Annotated in this window: 15 protein-coding genes; 10 read left to right on the forward strand and 5 right to left on the reverse strand. The window is 56.3% G+C overall.

Annotated elements, in window-relative coordinates:
* Window positions 1–21: 21 nt before the first annotated feature.
* The 3 genes from purL to ABLN94_RS17580 all read right to left on the reverse strand — a co-directional run bounded on the left by purL (window position 22) and on the right by ABLN94_RS17580 (window position 5823).
* Window positions 22–2181 carry a phosphoribosylformylglycinamidine synthase subunit PurL gene (gene purL, locus ABLN94_RS17570; RefSeq protein ID WP_352994792.1) on the reverse strand — a complete coding sequence of 720 codons (2160 nt, stop codon included), beginning with the start codon at window positions 2179–2181 and terminating at the stop codon, window positions 22–24.
* 168 nt (window positions 2182–2349) lie between these two features.
* Window positions 2350–4635, reverse strand: coding sequence for a mechanosensitive ion channel family protein (locus tag ABLN94_RS17575; RefSeq protein WP_352994793.1), 2286 nt, complete (start codon window positions 4633–4635; stop codon window positions 2350–2352).
* 279 nt (window positions 4636–4914) lie between these two features.
* Window positions 4915–5823 (reverse strand): LysR family transcriptional regulator, encoded by a 909-nt coding sequence (locus ABLN94_RS17580; protein ID WP_170487476.1) that lies wholly within the window; start codon window positions 5821–5823, stop codon window positions 4915–4917.
* Window positions 5824–5992: 169 nt separating this feature from the next.
* Here ABLN94_RS17580 and ABLN94_RS17585 point away from each other — a divergent pair, with 169 nt between their 5' ends.
* From ABLN94_RS17585 to ABLN94_RS17630, 10 genes are all read left to right on the forward strand, one after another.
* Entirely contained in the window at window positions 5993–9412 is a 3420-nt protein-coding gene (locus ABLN94_RS17585) for an indolepyruvate ferredoxin oxidoreductase family protein (protein WP_352994796.1), read from the forward strand.
* A gap of 80 nt (window positions 9413–9492) precedes the next feature.
* Entirely contained in the window at window positions 9493–10371 is an 879-nt protein-coding gene (locus tag ABLN94_RS17590) for a lysophospholipid acyltransferase family protein (RefSeq protein ID WP_352994799.1), read from the forward strand.
* 8 nt (window positions 10372–10379) lie between these two features.
* The gene (gene murI, locus ABLN94_RS17595) at window positions 10380–11189 is read left to right on the forward strand and encodes a glutamate racemase (protein ID WP_352994801.1); all 810 of its coding nucleotides are present in this window, start codon (window positions 10380–10382) and stop codon (window positions 11187–11189) included.
* A 93-nt stretch (window positions 11190–11282) separates the two neighbouring features.
* Window positions 11283–12311 (forward strand): N-acetyl-gamma-glutamyl-phosphate reductase, encoded by a 1029-nt coding sequence (argC, locus tag ABLN94_RS17600; RefSeq protein ID WP_352994803.1) that lies wholly within the window; start codon window positions 11283–11285, stop codon window positions 12309–12311.
* A gap of 7 nt (window positions 12312–12318) precedes the next feature.
* Complete coding sequence (ccmE, locus tag ABLN94_RS17605; protein ID WP_352994805.1) at window positions 12319–12765, forward strand: cytochrome c maturation protein CcmE; 447 nt, start codon at window positions 12319–12321, stop codon at window positions 12763–12765.
* A 115-nt stretch (window positions 12766–12880) separates the two neighbouring features.
* The gene (locus ABLN94_RS17610) at window positions 12881–13492 is read left to right on the forward strand and encodes a holin-associated N-acetylmuramidase (protein WP_352995072.1); all 612 of its coding nucleotides are present in this window, start codon (window positions 12881–12883) and stop codon (window positions 13490–13492) included.
* Entirely contained in the window at window positions 13483–14061 is a 579-nt protein-coding gene (locus ABLN94_RS17615; protein ID WP_352994808.1) for a holin family protein, read from the forward strand. Before ABLN94_RS17610 ends, ABLN94_RS17615 begins: the two co-directional genes overlap by 10 nt.
* A gap of 75 nt (window positions 14062–14136) precedes the next feature.
* Entirely contained in the window at window positions 14137–16101 is a 1965-nt protein-coding gene (locus ABLN94_RS17620) for a heme lyase CcmF/NrfE family subunit (protein WP_352994811.1), read from the forward strand.
* Window positions 16098–16553: a cytochrome c-type biogenesis protein gene (locus ABLN94_RS17625; RefSeq protein ID WP_352994812.1), complete on the forward strand. Its 456-nt coding sequence runs from the start codon at window positions 16098–16100 to the stop codon at window positions 16551–16553. Before ABLN94_RS17620 ends, ABLN94_RS17625 begins: the two co-directional genes overlap by 4 nt.
* Window positions 16554–16625: 72 nt before the next feature.
* Window positions 16626–17402 (forward strand): enoyl-CoA hydratase-related protein, encoded by a 777-nt coding sequence (locus ABLN94_RS17630; RefSeq protein WP_170487496.1) that lies wholly within the window; start codon window positions 16626–16628, stop codon window positions 17400–17402.
* 5 nt (window positions 17403–17407) lie between these two features.
* On the opposite strand, the gene bmt is transcribed toward ABLN94_RS17630, so the two are convergent.
* Entirely contained in the window at window positions 17408–18424 is a 1017-nt protein-coding gene (gene bmt, locus ABLN94_RS17635; RefSeq protein ID WP_352994815.1) for a betaine--homocysteine S-methyltransferase, read from the reverse strand.
* Between the two features lie 123 nt (window positions 18425–18547).
* Entirely contained in the window at window positions 18548–18868 is a 321-nt protein-coding gene (locus ABLN94_RS17640; protein WP_352994817.1) for a DUF1476 domain-containing protein, read from the reverse strand.
* Window positions 18869–19000: the final 132 nt, after the last annotated feature.

Consider the following 19000-nt stretch of genomic DNA (forward strand, 5'->3'; position numbering starts at 1 on the left):
AATTGCAGTCATGATCGGTGATCAGGCAACGGCCTCGGCAAAGCTGCCGCGGAAAGTGGCGGTCAGATCATCAAGCGCGGCTTCGGAATTGCCGATTTTGACGGCGTTGCCGGTAAAGCGGCCAACCGAAACCAGCGGAACACCGGCCTGACCGGCCGCGATCATCAGCGCTTCGGCCTGATCGAAATTGCAGGCGACCAGATAGCGGGCCTGATCTTCACCGAACAGGAACTCGGTCGACGCCTCATCGAGGTGGACGCCAACGCCTGCCGCTTCAGCCAGTTCAAATGCGGCCAGCGCAAGGCCACCATCACCCAGATCGGTACAGGCTTTGATCATGTCGCGGTTGGCGCGGATGAACTCTCCGTTTCGCTTTTCGGCGTCCAGATCAACATGGGGCGCATCGCCGTCTTCGCGGTTGAAGACTTCAGCCAGCAGGGCCGATTGACCCAAATGTCCATTGGTTTCACCGATAACCAGCGCGACGTGGCCTTCGCGAACCTCGTTGCCGATGATCTCATCAGTGTGGTTCAGCAGGCCTACAGCGCCAATGGTGGGGGTCGGCAGGATCGCCTGACCGTCGGTCTCGTTATACAGCGAAACATTGCCCGAAACGATCGGCATATCCAGCGCGGCCACCGCCTGACCGATACCCTGAATCGCACCGACGAACTGGCCCATAATTTCGGGCTTTTCGGGGTTGCCGAAGTTCAGGTTGTCGGTCGTGGCCAAAGGCTTGGCGCCAACGGCGGTCAGGTTGCGGTACGCTTCGGCCACGGCCTGCTTGCCGCCCTCAACCGGATTGGCGCGAACATAGCGAGGGGTCACGTCCGACGTGAAAGCCAACGCTTTGTCGGTGCCATGGACACGGACCATTCCAGCGCCCAGACCTGGTGTGCGGGCGGTGTCTGCCATGACCATCGTGTCATATTGTTCGTAGACCCACTGCTTACCCGCATAGTTGGGCGAAGAGAGCAGGGCGCGCAGACCGTCAATCGGGTCGATCTGCGGCACTTCTGCCAATTCTTCGGCTTCAGGTGTCGGTTCCCACGAGCGGTCATACTCCGGCGCGGTCGAGGAGAGTTTCGACAGAACCAGATCGGCTTTGACCTCTCCGTTGTGGACGATCAGGAAGCGGTCCTCGGCAATGGTTTCGCCGACGATGGCAAAATCCAGGTCCCATTTCTCGAATACGGCGCGGGCCTCGGCTTCAAGCTCGGGTTTGAGAACCATCAGCATGCGTTCCTGAGACTCGGACAGCATCATCTCATAGGCGGTCATGTTCTCTTCGCGCTGGGGGACGTTCTCTAGATCGAGGCGGACGCCGAGACCACCTTTGTCACCCATTTCAACGGCAGAACAGGTCAGGCCTGCAGCCCCCATATCCTGGATTGAAATAACGGCGCCAGTCTGCATCAACTCTAGCGTCGCCTCCATGAGGCGCTTTTCGGTGAACGGGTCGCCAACCTGAACGGTGGGGCGCTTTTCTTCGATCGTGTCGTCGAACTCGGCCGAGGCCATGGTCGCGCCGCCCACACCGTCGCGGCCGGTTTTGGCACCCAGGTAGACGACGGGCATGCCGATGCCGGAGGCGGCTGAGTAGAAAATCTTATCGCTGTCGGCGAGACCTGCGGCAAATGCGTTCACGAGGCAGTTGCCGTTATAGGCCGGGTGGAATCGCACCTCGCCGCCGACACACGGCACACCAAAGCAGTTGCCGTAGCCGCCGATGCCCTCAACCACGCCGTTCACCAGTTGGCGGGTCTTGTGGTGGCCGGGTTCGCCGAAGGACAGAGCATTCATCGAAGCGATCGGGCGCGCGCCCATGGTGAAGACGTCGCGCAGGATGCCGCCGACTCCCGTCGCAGCACCTTGGTAAGGTTCAATGTAAGATGGGTGGTTGTGGCTTTCCATCTTGAAAACAACGGCTTGGCCATCACCGATATCGACAACGCCCGCGTTTTCACCCGGTCCACAGATCACCTGTGGGCCCGAAGTGGGCAGGGTACGTAGCCATTTTTTCGAGGATTTGTAAGAGCAGTGCTCGTTCCACATTGCGGAAAAGATGCCAAGCTCGGTGAAGGTCGGCTCGCGGCCGATGATCTCTAGGATCATGTCGTACTCGTCGGGCTTCAATCCGTGGGCGGCAATCAGATCCGGTGTGATGGCGGGCTCTTGCATCGTCTGTCCTGTTCTCAAGGTGGCCGAGATTGCGCGCCTTTTAGGGCAAGGGCGCGTCGGTGGAAAGAGTTAAGACTGGCGCCAAGGGTTTTCCTGTGGCGATCCGGCCAGAAAAAGGCCGCCCGGCGGGTGTGACGGGCGGCCCTGTGTTGTTTTGAACGTCATTTCTTATTTTGGAGCACCATGTCCGGAACTAGGTTTTTGCTCCTGCTGTTCGGCTTGTTGGTTGGCAATTTCTCCAGCTGCTGCACCGATCGCCGTTTTTTGCTCCTCGGTCAGATGTTCCGCCTCGTCCAGACCGGGGATTGCAACGCGCACCTCACGGCGGGCGAAGTCGATACCATTCTCTTTGAACGCGGCCTTGACCCGGTTGAAGATTTCCTTGCGTAAGGTGAACTGCTTGCCGGGCTTAGCCATGAACTTGCCGCGGATGATCATCCCGACATCGTCGAAGTCGAATACGCCCTGAGATTTGAAGGGTTGAAGGAAGCCATCCTTATGGACCTCGTCCTCCATCATCTCGGCACCAATCTTTTTAAAGATTTTCTTCACCTTGTTGGGGTCTGTGTCGAACGGCACGGTGAACTTCAGCTTCATTATGACCCAGTCGCGACTGTAGTTGGTCAGCTTCTGAATCTCGCCGTAAGGGATTGTATGTACCGGGCCGCGGTGGTGACGCAGTTGCATCGAGCGAATCGAGATTTTCTCGACTGTGCCGGTTGTACCGCCAACGTCCACATATTCGCCAACACGGAAGGCGTCATCCACTAGGAAGAAGATACCGCCAACGATATCGGCCACCAGTTTCTGCGCGCCAAAGCCAATGGCCAGACCCAGAACACCGGCACCGGCAAGAAGCGGGGTGATGTTGATGCCCAGTGCACCAAGCGCCAGCAGGACGAAGATCACCGCGATGGCCACTTGCGCGGTTACACGCAGCAGGGGCAGGACCGTCGCCAAGCGCGAGCCACCCGAGCCGCCGCCTTCACCGGCTTCCTCGTCGGGGCTTTGATCGGCAGCAGTCTGTTCTTTCGCGAGACGACGGTTGATCCACAGCGAAACGAGTTCGTTCAGGATGTAACCGACGGCGATGATGATGAAGAACTGAATCAGCCTGCTGCCGGACTCATCACCTCCACCCGCGATTTCCTGCAGATCTAGGTCCCATGCGTTGGCAATCATCAGGATGACCAGAATCCCCGCCAGAACCCTGCCAATTCGAATATAGCTGCGTTTGGTTGATTTATACGCACGCTCGGCCACTGGACCTTCGCCTAGCATCGGTGGCTGCAGGTGACGCACCAAACCACGGATCAGGGTATCTAGTGCTGGCGCAATCAGTAGCCAGAACATTGTGGTGAAATGTGCGCCTTGCGAAAGCAGAGTGCGGATCATGGGATCGCGCTGCGCTGCCAGGAATTCAACCAGAAGCCAAATAACGGCCGAGACCCCGATCGCAAAATAGGGGTAATAATGCGCGACTTCCTCGTCAAACTTGGTGCGATCCGGGTCGGTACCCAGCATCATCTGCGACAGCCCTTCGCGGGCTTTCCAAGCAATTACTCCGATATATATGTGAATCGAACCATTGAGCCAGAACGCAATCCGTGTTTCTCGCCCGGTAATACCGTTCAGTTGGTTGAAATGAACGATGAACAGTGTCAACCCAATCAGGAGCAAAAGTCCGATCAGATTGCGGTGCAAGAATTTAGCCCAATGATCGTCAATATTGACAAGCCGGTATCGAGGTTGGTTCGGGGCCAGTACGAACCGCGAGGCAGCCGCGCCCAGACGTGGAACCCAGATTAGGTAAAGGACAAAAGGTGCGGCATAGGTCAGTTGTTCGGGTGTTAGTAACCCGCGCCCCAATGCACGGATCACAACGTAAAACACTACCAAACCAGCAATTTCCCGACAGAAGCGGCGGAACAAGAATCTGGCGGCACCCCAGAGGTCATTCTCCTCATTAGCACCAGCCTGATCGTGCCATTTTCGGGTGAAGAGATAGAATAGCTTTTCCGCGATGAAGCCGACGACCAGAACGCTCAGGACCAATCCCATGAGGACAAACGTTCCTTGCGCCCCAAAGGTACCTACGAAATTCTCGACCGCATGAGCCTGCGCGCTGAAGATATTTGGAATTGTGACGACGACATGAGTCCATGAAGCCACCATCGCTTCCCAAATCGCATTTATCTCCTTGATGGGGTCTTCACGATCCTCTGCTTCAGCAGCGCGTTTTTCGGCGACTGCATCCAGACGTTCCAAGAGGATGGCGCGCACCTGATCGTCGGACATACGGGCAACCAAATCGTCCACTTGTTCAGGAGTCAGGTCTTCGGGAATAGTAATTGTATTTGTGGAACTGGTGGTGCCGTTTTCTTGCGCCAGAACCGGCCCGGAAAGGCAAATAACTGAAAGTATCGCCATCAAAAGGCGAAAGGGGTGAAACATCGAATCTGTCCTCGAACACAAGTCTTAGTGATTTTTGCCCGATCATAGGTCTAAGTGCCCGAGATTCACAGATGTTTTGGTATTCGAACGGCGTGCGCAACGCCCCAATGCAAAAAAAAGGCCGAGCACTAAGCTCGGCCGTAGTCCAACAGGGAGGTATGAAGATGATGAGCGTTTCAGCATCATCGCCTTCGAGTGCTCATTTAGGGATCAGTTTATGGACGATCAAGATGTTTCAGACTGATTGCAGATCATGTCCGCTATGCTAAGCGTGCATAGCTAAAGTTTTCCCATCTGCTTCAACTGTTTGCGTTGCGCAATGATCTCGTCCTGGACGAAGTCTCGGAAGGCCGCAACGCGTTTGGAGTGGCGTAATTCCTCGGGATAGGCGAGGTAGACTGGCACATCAGCTGTTTCGATATCTGAAAGGATCGGTACGAGCTGAGGGAAGTCCTGCGTCACGTAGTCAGGCAGCACTCCGATGCCCAGATTGTGCAAAACGCCCTGCAAAACTCCGAAATAATTATTCACAGTTAGCAGAGATCCAGGATTGTAGGTCATCAGATGTTTCACCATTGACGCGCTGGCACCGACTTGGGGCGCGGAGGGTGTCTGGCAAATCAAACGGTGATCCTTGATCTCATCCAGTGACTGCAGCATGCCACCATGGGTGTCGAGGTAGTCTTGCGTCGCGTACAGCGTCATCTGCACCGTCATCAGCCGCTTTCGCACGAGATCGGCTTGGCTGGGCTCTTTCATACGAATGGCTACGTCGGCCTCTCGCATGGGCAAGTCGAGTACGCGTTCCTCGAGCATCAGGTCGATGTTGAGGTCGGGGTATTGTTCATAGAGTTTCGGAAGTCGTGGAGCCAGCCACAGGGTGCCAAAGCCGAAGGTGGTGGTGACGCGCAGTACGCCAAAAACTTCTTCCTCGCTGTCGCGGATACGGGCAGCGGCTGCATCCAGACGTTTTGACATGGCCGAAGTTGCGTCGAACAGTAACTCTCCCTGCTCGGTGAGTATCAGGCCGCGGGCATGGCGGTGAAACAGGGTCGAATCAAGCGACTCTTCCAGCGCTCTGATCTGTCGGCTGACGGCCGATTGCGACAGATTCAGCTTGTCACCTGCATGTGTCAGGCTACCTGCATCCGCCACTGCGTGAAATATCCTAAGCTTGTCCCAATCCATCGCCGCAACTTTCGTTATCCTTCGGAACGCCTATATGAAATAGGTTGCAACTTCCACATTCAAACGCTGAAATCCTTGGGATTCAGAGGATAAATGCTATGCAGGTCAGAAAGTATGACCTAAAATGGGTTAAAATGTAGCACACTGATCTGACGAGGGGAGGCGTCTGATGAGTCAGCCACAAATATCGCTGAACGACCGCTTTGATCTAGAAAAAAACCCTATTCTTCTGAACGGCACGCAAGCGCTTGTGCGCTTGATGCTGATGCAGAAGGCACGCGACACGCAGGCGGGGCTGAATACTGCTGGTTTGGTGACCGGCTATCGAGGCTCTCCATTGGGTGCGGTGGACCTGCAGATGACACGGGCGCAAAAGCAACTGGCCGAGAGCGACATCACCTTTCAATACGGTTTGAACGAGGATCTGGCCGCAACTGCACTCTGGGGCAGTCAGCAGGCCGGGCTGCGCGGCGACGGTAAGTTCGATGGCGTGTTCGGTCTTTGGTACGGCAAGGGTCCGGGGGTTGACCGGTCGGGTGACGTAATGCGGCATGCCAATATGGCGGGCACTGCCAAACACGGCGGCGTCCTGATGGCGATGGGCGATGATCACACCGGCGAAAGCTCGACTGTTTTGCATCAGTCCGAGTGGTCGATGGTCGATATGTATATGCCGATCGTCAGCCCGGCTGGTGTGCAAGAGGTATTGGACTACGGCATCTACGGTTTTGCGCTCAGTCGATTTTCGGGACTTTGGGTCGGTCTGAAAACGATGAAAGACACGATTGAGGTTACTTCGGTTGTAGATGGCAACTTTGACCGTATGAAACTTGCTGCGCCTCAGTTCGACATGCCCCAAGGTGGATTGAACATCCGATTGGGTGACACACCGCACCTGCAAGAGGCACGGGTCATTGACTACAAACGTTTTGCGGCTGAGACCTTCTCGCATGCAAACAAAATGGACAGGCGGGTTTGGGGCAAACCCGGTGCCAAGATCGGGTTCGTCGCTGCCGGTAAGAACTGGTTGGATCTGACCCACGCGTTGTCGTTGCTGAACATTGATGCGGGTGAGGCTGCGCGACTGGGAATCACGACCTACAAGATCGGCCAGACTTTCCCGCTTGACATGACCGGGTTTCATGATTGGGCAGAAGGGTTGGACCTGATTGTAATCGTTGAGGAAAAGCGAAAACTGATCGAGGTTCAGGTCAAAGAGGCGATCTTTGACGTCCGCCGGGGCCGCCGTGTCTATGGCTGGTACAAGGGTGGTGCCGGGACTCTGCACCGTGAGGAACTGTTCCCGACACGCGGCGCGCTGGACCCGAATATGATCGCCGAAAAGCTGGGCGAGATTCTGATCGAGGAGGGGCGAGAGACCGATGGCATTCGCTCGGGTTTGGACAAACTGTCCGAAGCGCGCCGAGCCGATAACGCCGAAGAAATCGCCACGCGCTTGCCGTATTTCTGTTCGGGTTGCCCGCACAACAGCTCGACCAAATTGCCCGAAGGTAGCCGCGCCTATGCGGGGATCGGCTGCCACTACATGGTTCAGTGGATGGATCGCGAGACCACTGGTTTCACACAGATGGGTGGTGAGGGTGCGAACTGGATTGGTGAGGCACCGTTTTCGACAACCAAACATGTGTTCCAGAACCTTGGTGATGGGACGTACAACCATTCGGGCGTGCAGGCGGTCCGGGCGGCGCTATCGGCGGGAACGAATATCACTTACAAAATCCTGTTCAACGACGCCGTCGCCATGACGGGGGGGCAGGAAAACGAAGGTGGTTTGACCGCTGAGCGTATCATCGCTGAAGTCAAAGCCATGGGCGTAAAGCATGTGGCTGTGGTTTATGACGAAAAGGAAGATATAAACTTCAAGACTCTGCCCGCAGGCGTTGAGACTTTTGAGCGAGCCGAGTTAATGCGGGTTCAGGAACAGTTCCGCGAGATTGATGGCGTTTCGGTTATCGTCTACGTGCAGACCTGCGCAGCCGAGAAACGCCGTCGACGCAAACGCGGTACGTTCCCGGACCCGGATAAGCGAGTGTTTATCAATACCGATATCTGCGAGGGATGTGGTGATTGCGGAGTGCAGTCGAACTGTGTCTCAATCGTACCGAAAGAGACCGAGCTGGGTCGCAAGCGCGCGATTGATCAGTCCAGCTGCAACAAGGATTTCTCTTGCCTCAATGGGTTTTGCCCTTCGTTCATCACGTTGGAGGGCGCGCAAATCCGCAAGGAGGCGACGACCGAGATTGACCTCCCGGACCTGCCTGAACCTGAGCTGCCGGTAATAAAAGGCACCCATAATGTCGTGATCACCGGGGTTGGTGGAACAGGCGTGGTGACTCTTGGCGCGATATTGGCGCAAGCCGCACAGATTGACGGCAAAGGGGCCGGAATGATGGAGATGGCCGGGCTGGCCCAAAAGGGAGGCGCGGTGCATATCAACTGTCGTCTTGCCAACCGCCCCGAAGACATCAGTGCCATCCGCGTCGCTACTGGCGAGGCGCATGCGATAATCGGGGGTGACCTTGTCGTTTCTGCCGGGGCCAAGACTCTGGGTTTGACCCGAACCGGGAAAACGGGCGCAGTCGTCAATAACCACGAGATTGTCACCGGCGAGTTCACCCGAGATACCGAGTTCCGGATACCGGGTGACCGCCTGGAGTTGGCCTTGCAGGCCAGGCTGAAGGATGGGTTGTCGATGTTTGACGCCACTGAATTGGCGTGGGCGTTAATGGGGGACTCGATCTATTCGAACATGATGGTGTTTGGGGCGGCATGGCAGCGGGGTCTGTTGCCAGTCAGCCATGAGGGCATTGTGAAGGCCATCGAACTGAACGGAACCGCAGTTGAACGCAACAAACGTGCCTTTGATATCGGTCGCTGGGCGGTTCTGCATCCGCAGGAGGTCGCTGGCATTCTTGAGCCCAGTGTGACGGACATGCCAAATACATTGGATCAGAAGATCGATTTTCGAGCACAGCACCTGACCGCGTATCAAAGCGGCCGTTTGGCCAAGCGCTATCGCAAGCTGGTGGGCTCGTTTGAGGATGAAGCGATTCGCGAAGCCGTGGCAAAAGGCTATCATAAGCTCTTGTCCTATAAGGATGAATACGAGGTCGCCCGGTTGATGCTGGACAGTCGGGAAAAGGCAGCCGCAGAGTTTGACGGGGATTTCAAGATAACCCTCCATCTGGCTCCGCCCATCCTTGGTGGAAAGGGGTCCGACGGGCGACCTCGCAAGCGTGAATTCGGCGAATGGATGCTGAAGCCGATGAAGCTTTTGGCAAGGATGAAGGTCCTGCGTGGTACGCCGTTAGATATCTTCGGCTACAGCGCGGAACGTCGGATGGAGCGCGCCCTGATCAAGCAATATGAACGGGATATCAAAGAGGTATCTCCTCTTGTTACGCCACAGACTCGCGATGCGGTTATTGCGCTGGCGCAACTGCCGCTTGATATCCGTGGATTCGGTCCAGTGTTGCAAGCCAACGAAGCCAAAGCTGCGAAAAAACGCGAGGAGTTGCTAGTGGCCGTTCGGAAGGGAGGACAGGAACTGCGCACCGCTGCTGAATAAATCGTCACGGGAATGTCACGAAACCTAGGCAAAATTGTCGCCTACACTTATTTAGCAGGCAGCAAACTTCGGAGACTCGAATGCCCTCGCGCCGCCATGTCGCTCGCGACATTTCCTATGCCCATTCCGCCGAAACCAAGGGCGGGAAGATGGTGATCAAATTGATGGAGAACACCACGGGTCGCTTACGTCTGATTAAGCGCGCAGATGGGTACGAGACTGAAGTCGCCAATGGGCGTGATTTCTGGTCGGTGATGGTCGAGCGCTATGGGTTGTCGCTGGATGTTGTGGGCGGGGCGCTGTCTAACATCCCGAAAAACGGTCCGCTGATCCTGATCGCCAATCACCCTTATGGCATTCTCGACGGGATGATGATGGGTCATATCCTTTCTCAAACCCGCGATGATTTCCGTATTCTGGCCAACCACGTGTTCCGCAAGGCCGAGGATCTGAATCGGATCATCCTGCCGATCTCGTTTGACGAGACAAAAGAGGCCATGAAGTTGAACCTCGAAACCCGCAAGATTGCGCTGAATTATCTGGGCGAGGGCGGGGCGATTGGCATTTTTCCTGGAGGGACGGTCAGCACTGGCGTTAAGCCGTTCTCGCACCCGATGGATCCGGGCTGGCGCGGGTTTACGGCCCGTATGGTGGCCAAGTCAAATGCCACGGTGGTGCCGGTATTCTTTGACGGACACACCTCACGTCTGTTTCAGATCGCCAGCCATTTGCACAATACTTTGCGCATGGGACTGCTGATCAAAGAGTTCAAAAAGCGCGTTGATACCCCGGTGAAAGTGGTTATCGGAGAGCCCATCGGGCGCGACGTTCTGGACCCATTGGCCAAGGATACGCGCAAGATGATGGATTTCTTGCGCAAAGCCACGTATGAGCTGTCCCCGACGCCGTTGAAGTCTTATGACTACGGCTATGAATTCGAGGAACGGCATCGCGCCTAAAGGGGCAAATGGCAGTAGGCATCTTTGATTCTGGTTTGGGCGGTCTGACCGTCCTGGACGCCGCGCAGAAACGTCTGCCGGACGTAGATTTCCTGTACTATGCGGATAGTGCGCACGCGCCTTATGGGGTGCGTGACGCCGAGAACATCTATGAACTGACCCGGCGCGCTGTTTATGACCTGTGGGACCGCGGTTGTAATCTGGTGATTCTAGCCTGCAATACGGCCAGCGCTGCCGCTCTGCGTCGGATGCAGGAAGAAGGCGTACCCGAGGGTAAACGCGTTTTGGGCGTTTTCGTGCCTCTGATTGAGGCCCTGACAGAGCGGCAGTGGGGCGACAACAGCCCACCGCGTGAGGTCGCTGTAAAGCACGTTGCCTTGTTTGCCACACCAGCCACGGTTTCCAGCCGTGCTTTCCAACGGGAACTGGCGTTCCGGGCGATCGGTGTCGATGTCGAGGCGCAGGCCTGCGGCGGCGTGGTCGACGCGATTGAAGACGGCGACATGATCTTGGCCGAAGCGCTGGTGCGCAGCCATGTCGATGCTCTGAAACGAAAAATGCCGGAACCACAGGCAGCCATTCTCGGATGCACGCACTATCCGCTCATGGCTGACACTTTTCAGGCTGCTTTGGGGGCGGACGTTCAGGTGTTCAGTCAGGGCGCTTTGGTCGCAGAGAGCCTTGCCGACTATCTTCAGCGTCACCCGAACATGCAGGGCAACGCCGAGGGTGGATTCCTGACTACCGGTAAACCGAATTTCGTCAGTGATCGGGCGACGCAGTTCCTTCGACGACAAATCACGTTCGACGCAGCCTGACTTAGGTCAAGGACGGATCAGCGCACTCTCCTTTATTCGAAGACCGTCACAACGGCGGTCGAAAATGTGACACTATGGAACACGAGGTCTGACATGACCCATAAAATCGCAATTCTGGGTGCATCCGGCTATACCGGCGCGGAACTGGTGCGGCTGATCGCCGAGCACCCCAACATGGAAATAACCGCTTTGGCAGCCGAGCGGAAGGCAGGGATGTCGATGGCGCAGGTCTTCCCGCATCTGCGCCACATGGACTTGCCGGACCTGTGCAAAATCTCTGAGATCGATTTCTCTCAGATCGACCTGTGTTTCTGTGCCTTGCCACATAAAACCAGTCAGGAAGTTATTCGTGACCTGCCGAAAGATCTAAGGATCATTGACCTTTCAGCGGATTTCCGGCTGCGGGACGCGGAAGAATACGAGAAATGGTACGGTAACCCGCACGCAGCGCTCGAGCAGCAGGAAGAGGCGGTTTACGGGCTGACCGAATTCTACAGGGATGACATCCGGAACGCTCGGTTGGTAGCGGGCACCGGTTGCAATGCGGCGACGGGGCAATATGTGCTGCGACCGCTTATCTCGGCAGGCGTCATTGATCTGGACGATATCGTACTGGATCTGAAGTGCGCTGTATCTGGTGCAGGACGGTCGCTGAAGGAAAACTTGCTGCATGCGGAACTCAGCGAGGGTTACAATGCATATGCTGTGGGTGGCACTCACCGGCATCTGGGCGAGTTCGATCAGGAGTTTTCGGCTCTGGCCGGTCGCAAGGTGCATGTGCAGTTCACGCCGCATTTGATCCCGGCCAACCGGGGTATTCTGGCGACCACTTACGTCAAGGGCGACCCGGCAAGTGTGTATGAAACGCTCGTCAAAGCCTATGAAAACGAGCCATTTATCCGGATGTTGCCATTTGGCGAGACGCCTTCGACCCACCATGTGCGGGGCTCGAACTTCTGCCATATCGGTGTGGTTGGCGACCGGATTGAACGTCGCGCCATCGTGATTGGCGCATTGGATAACCTGACAAAAGGTAGCAGTGGCCAAGCCTTGCAGAACGCCAACCTGATGTTAGGTGAGAATGAAACCCAGGGGCTGATGATGGCCCCTCTATTCCCGTGAGGACGGTATGAAAACGCTCAAGAAACGTCGTCGTGTACAAGTTATCTTGCTGGCCGTTGTGGCTTTGATCTTGGCTACGGGGTTGATTGGGTACGCGATGCGGGATGGCATCAACTTTTTCCGCTCGCCCAGTCAGGTGATTGCTGAGCCGCCATTGCCGACCGAGGTGTTTCGTATCGGTGGTCTGGTAGAGGAAGGTTCGATCATCCGAGGGCAGGGTGAGACGGTGCATTTCGTCGTGACCGATGGCGGTGAAAGCGTGCCAGTGGCATTTACCGGGGTTCTGCCGGATCTGTTTGCGGAAAACCAGGGTATGGTTGGTACGGGTTCGTACGTCAACGGTGTGTTTGAAGCCACTGAAATTCTTGCGAAACATGATGAGACCTACATGCCAAAAGAGGTCGTGGATGCTTTGAAAGAACAGGGTGTCTACCAAGAAGGCGGCGAAAGCTGATTTCAGACTACAGACTGGCAAGACTCGAGGGGCGTTGCGGAAGCAGCGCCCTTTCTCATTGTTCGGACTTAACCGGATGTCTTCAGCATTTGTCACGCGGCAAGCGGAGGGTGCGATGCAGACGGTGCAACAGATTGCAACTGAGATCGTGGCGCGGGAGGGCGGATTTGTAGACGACCCTGATGATCCCGGCGGAGCGACTAAGTACGGTGTGACCATTCACACGATGCGTCGGCTCGGGTTAGATCTTTCGAGTGACGGAGTGATTAACAGCGCCGATGTACGCTTGCTTAGCAAAACTCAGGCCCTTGAGATCTTTGTGCAGCATTATTTTGAACTTCCACGGCTCAACGTGTTGCCTCGGGTGCTGCAGCCCTCGGTGTTCGACATGTACGTCAATGCGGGCGGTCAGGCGGTCAAGATTCTGCAACGTCTGCTACGCGATATGGGGTATGAAATTGTGGTGGATGGGGTTGTCGGACCCAATACCAAGCAAGCCTGCCATAGTGCTGCGGACCCGGAACCGATCGCACTCCGAGATGCCTACGGTGTGGCGCGGCGTAATTACTACTTTCGGCTTGCCGATCATCGACCAGCATCGCGTAAATACGCCCGCACTCGCTCGGGTGGTAAAGGCGGCTGGATTCGCCGGGCCGAGGAGTTTGTCTCCCACACTTATCATTTGAGTGACGCGGATTTTCAAAGGAGAGTCGCGGGATGGGATTGATCTCCAACGTATTCACGTTTCTATTTGGTAGCGGCCGTAACGTTGTGCGAGAAACTGCTGAAATATTTAGGGAAAATGCCGAGAAAGGGGCTGAACGCGATTTGGCGTTACAAAAGCAGGCGGTGACGCAGTTCGGCGGGGAGTTCAAAGCACCACAGAAAGGTGCATTTGATCGGTTTATGGACGGGCTCAATCGTTTGCCACGCCCGGCAATGGCGCTTGGTACCCTAGGCCTATTCGTTGCAGCGATGGTCGATCCAATCTGGTTCTCGGCGCGGATGCAAGGGATTGCACTTGTGCCCGAGCCGTTGTGGTGGCTGCTGGGGGTGATCGTGTCCTTCTATTTCGGCGCACGTCACCAGGCCAAGGTGCAAGACCTGCAACGAGAGATCTCAACCATAATGCGACGCACACCTCAGGTATTGGAGAACTTGCGAGCCCTACACGCGTTGCGCAGTGACGGTATTGGGGCCGCAGATCCCGGAACGAATGCAGCCTTGGCTGAAAAGGCCGCGCGACCGGATGCGAACCCAGCTCTTGAGGATTGGCGACGCACCCGACCGCAATGACCCGCGACACTATGCTCGCCCCAAAGGGGCGAAAGTGATTGGAGCTTGCCTTCGAACAGGAATATACCCGGGGCCATGATTACTGAACTTGGCCACTTTGCCCTGATCCTCGCTTTTCTGGTTGCCATCGTACAATCGGTGGTACCGCTGGTTGGTGCCGCTAAACGATGGCCCGGCTGGATGAGTTTTGCCGAACCCGCTGCGATCATCCAGTTTTCGTTGATAGCCTTCTCTTTTGGCGCTCTGGTATGGGCTTTTGTAACCTCGGATTTCTCACTGAGGGTGGTGGTTGAAAACAGCCACTCGGCCAAACCGATGATTTACAAGATCAGCGGGACATGGGGGAACCACGAAGGATCCATGTTGCTGTGGGTGCTGATTGTGTCGCTGTTCGGTGCTATGGCAGCGTTTTTTGGCGGAGGACTGCCACCGACGCTGAAAGCGCGGGTATTGGCGGTTCAGGCTTCGATTGCCGTAGCATTCTTTGCCTTTATCATATTCACATCGAACCCGTTTGACCGGTTGATCGTAGCGCCTTTTGACGGCCGCGATCTCAACCCGTTGCTGCAAGACCCCGGTTTGGCATTTCATCCCCCGTTCCTGTATCTGGGCTATGTGGGCCTGAGTATGGCTTTCAGCTTTGCCGTTGCCGCTCTGATCGAAGGGCGCGTGGACGCGGCGTGGGGCCGCTGGGTGCGGCCGTGGACGCTGGCCGCTTGGGTTTTTCTGACCATCGGTATCGCGCTTGGTTCCTGGTGGGCCTATTACGAACTGGGTTGGGGCGGCTTCTGGTTCTGGGACCCGGTTGAGAATGCCTCGTTCATGCCGTGGCTCTTGGCTGCTGCGCTGCTGCATTCGGCCATCGTGGTGGAAAAGCGCGAGTCGCTGAAAAGCTGGACCATCCTGCTGGCGATTATCGCATTTGGATTCTCGCTGATTGGTACGTTCATTGTGCGTTCGGGGCTTCTGACGTCGGTTCACGCATTCGCCAATGACCCAGAGCGCGGCGTCTTCATTCTGCTCATTCTGATCTTCTTCATGGGAGGCGCGCTGACGCTGTTCGCAGCTCGTGCACAGGCGATGGAGGCCAAGGGTGTCTTTGGAATGGTCAGCCGCGAAAGTGGCTTGATTTTGAACAATATTCTGTTGGCTGTCAGTTGTTTCGTCGTCTTCGTCGGGACGATGTGGCCGATGGTGGCCGAGATGGCATTTGATCGCAAACTCTCGGTCGGCGCACCGTTCTTCAATGCTGCGTTCACGCCTTTTATGGTTGCGTTGGGGATCGCTTTGCCGGTCGGTGCCATGTTGCCGTGGAAACGCGGCAAGCTTGGAAAAACCGCTTATTCACTGCGCTACGCTTTTGCGCTGGCCGTTGCGCTGGCCCTGCTGGTTTGGGCAATGCAGACAGGTCGCAGCGCTTTAGGGCCGGTTGGTTTGTTCCTTGGCGCGTGGATTACTTTTGGTGCAGCCATTGATCTTTGGAGCCGCACCGGCCGCAAGGGCAATTTGAAACGCCTGCTACGCCTGCCAGGCGCGGATTGGGGCAAGGCCGTGGCACATACCGGTCTCGGCGTGACCATGTTCGCCATAGCTGGTCTAACCGCGTGGGAGGTCGAGGACATTCGCGTCGCACAACCGGGTCAGCCGTTTGAAGTTGGGCAGTTCACCTTGACATTGGAAGGTGTGCGGAACGTGGATGGACCAAACTATTTCTCGACTATGGCGGATGTACGGGTTGAGCAAGACGGGCGTTATATAAGAACCCTGCATCCTGAAAAGCGGGATTACCCGGTGGCGAGGATGCCCACCACTGAGGCCGCGATTGACTACCGTTTTCTGCGAGATCTGTACGTCGTGATCGGTGATCAACAGGCGGACGGCGGCTGGGTCATGCGGACATATATTAAGCCTTTTGCAAACTGGATCTGGGCCGGTTGTATTCTGATGTCTCTGGGCGGATTGTTGAGCCTGTCTGATCGTCGGTTCCGGGTTGCAGCTGGTGCGCGCAAGGCCCCAGCGGGTGGAGTACCTGCGGAATGAAACGTCTGATTCTGATTCTGACGCTGATCGCGTCACCTTTGTTTGCCGTGCAGCCTGACGAAGTGCTGGATGATCCTGCGCTGGAGCAGCGCGCACGCGACCTCAGCACGGGGCTGCGTTGTCTGGTTTGCCGTAACGAAAGCATCGACGAAAGCAACGCCGAGCTGGCTCGTGATCTGCGCTTGCTTCTGCGCGAACGGCTTGTGGCCGGGGATACGGATGAAGAGGCGATTGCCTTCATCGTGGATCGTTATGGTGAGTATGTTCTGCTGAAGCCGACTACGACCGGTTCAAACCTGATGTTGTGGCTCGCAGGTCCAATAATGCTGCTGATCGCCGCCGCAATGGGGTGGAATTTTCTGCGGAAGAGGTCTCAGGTGCAGGCCCAAGCCGAAAAGGACTCGCTGAGCGAGGCCGAGAAAGAACGTTTGCGCCAAATTCTTGAAGACTGACCCAGGGTTCATCTTTTCCTTCCCTGTCATTTCAGTCAGGGTTTCGAAAAGCTTAGACTTGGGGAGGGGTTCATGGAATATGAAACGATCCTGTTGGACATCACGGACGATTTGGCGGTTCTCACTCTGAACCGGCCAGACAAGATGAACGCTATGACGGTGCAAATGCGCGCCGAGGTTACGTACGCCATGAAACACGCCGCGCGCCATGCTCGGGCGATCGTCATTACTGGCGCTGGCACGGCGTTCTGTTCCGGACAAGATCTGGGGGACGCATCCAGCACTGGAAAGGTGGATCTGGAGCGGACGCTGCGTGACGAATACGAACCGATGCTTGAGACAATATTCGATTGCCCGGTTCCCACAATCGCTGCGGTTAACGGATCGGCGGCCGGGGCAGGGGCCAATCTTGCACTGTGCGCTGACGTGGTTATTGCCGCTGAAAGCGCATACTTCCTGCAAGCTTTTGCGCGGATCGGCTTGCTTCCTGATGCGGGCGGTACATGGTTCATGCCGCGACAGATGGGGTTTGCCAAAGCAATGGGCGCGGCGTTGTTTGCCGACAAGATCAGCGCACGTCAGGCTGATGACTGGGGGTTAATCTGGGAAGCGGTGCCTGACAGCGATTTCGAATCACATTGGCGCGAACGAGCCGCTTACCTTGCCAAGGGTCCGACAGCCGGATTTGGAGCTATCAAGCAGGCCATCCGCGGCACCTACGAAAAAACGCTGTCACAGCAACTGGCGCTAGAAGCGCATATGCAAGGTGAATGTGGACGCAGTCGGGATTTTGCCGAAGGTGTCGTGGCCTTTATGGAAAAACGCCCCCCGAAATTCGAGGGGCGCTGAGAAACTTAAGCACGGCGGCGGCGGCGTGTGCGACGCTCGGGCGCGACGGCATCGTCTCCGGTGCCGTCCGAGGCCGATGAGAACGGTCCGAGGGCATCCGTGATCTGATCCAGCGTCGGTCGCGATCCGCGTGGCGCTGTGTCCAGTGCTTTACGCATTTCCCGAAGGTGGTCAGGCATGGTGCCGCAGCAACCGCCGATGATAGTCGCCCCGGCGTCTCGCGCCATAGAGGCATACTGGCCCATCAGCTCAGGTGTCCCGTCATAGTGAATGTGTCCGTCCACGTATTTTGGAATACCGGCATTGCCTTTTGAGATCACTGGGCGTTCAGTTCCTTGAGCTGCAAAGCCGAGCACGGTGCGCAAAATATCAGACGCTCCGGTGCCACAGTTGGCCCCAAAGGCAACTGGCGGGTTGGGCAGGGTTTCGACCAGTTGCGCCAAGTCCGCCGAGGTTACGCCCATCATTGTGCGTCCGGCGGTGTCAAAGCTCATGGTGCCACACCAAGGCATATCTGCCAGAGCAAAGGCCTCGGCCGCAGCGCGGAATTCTTCGGGAGCACTGATGGTTTCCAACCAAAGGACATCTGCACCGCCCGCTTTTAGCGCGTCGGCCTGTTCGTGGAACATTTCTACCGCTGCTGCATGAGACAGCGCGCCGACCGGTTCCATGATTTCTCCTGTAGGTCCGACAGATCCGGCTACGACCACTTTTCGTCCGGCCTTGTCCGCAACCTCACGTCCCAGTTCTGCGCCGATACGGTTCAGTTCACCCACCCGGTTCTGGGCGTCATGCAGTTTCAGGCGCGCCGAGGTGCCACCAAAGGTGTTGGTCAGAAACAGATCGCTGCCTGCATCGACCGATCCTTGATACAGCGCGCGAATCTTGTCTGGTGCGTTCACGTTCCACAACTCGGGAGCGTCACCCGATTGCAGACCCATGTTGAACAGGTTGGTGCCCGTTGCCCCGTCTGCCAAAATAGCATCGGTGGTTTTTAGAAGCTGGCTCAGTGCATTTGTCATTGGGATATTCCGGAAAAAGGCACAAATGGCCTAATAAGATCAGAGACGCCCCGTGTCTCACGACCGGGGCGCCAAATCAAATTCATAATTCTCATGAAGATCATGAGAATTGCAGGCTAAACCTTAAATTTCGGCCTCTGCTATCACCTGTTCTTTTGCTTCGATCAGAAGTTCCGCCATCTTCTCGCGGATTTTCGCCTCATCGGCCAGATCACCCAAGTATCCTTTTACGGCTTCGACCACGTCGTCTTCGCTTACATTCTGAAGATCAGTATGCACAAGTTCTTGGCCGTAAGCCCTTGCTTTGTCGACGGTTTCACCCTTAAGTGTCGAAGCCCAAACGGCCATGAACCGGTTACGGCGCATCCGGGCGATGAACTGCATTTTCTCATCGTGCGCGAACTTGTTTTCAAACGCGGCTTCACGTTCGTCGAATGTGGTCATTGTTTGGGGACCCCTTGGATTGTAACTTCTTTCCTTATGATATGACTATAGCAAGGTATGTGCGCAAGGTGTTTGCGCTGCGTCAAAGCCCCTCGGGTCAGTGAACTTGCGGGAACGGGGTGCTTGCACTAT

Origin of the sequence: Ruegeria sp. SCP11 (assembly GCF_040329455.1) — a bacterium.
Classification (GTDB): Bacteria; Pseudomonadota; Alphaproteobacteria; order Rhodobacterales; family Rhodobacteraceae; genus Ruegeria; species Ruegeria atlantica_E.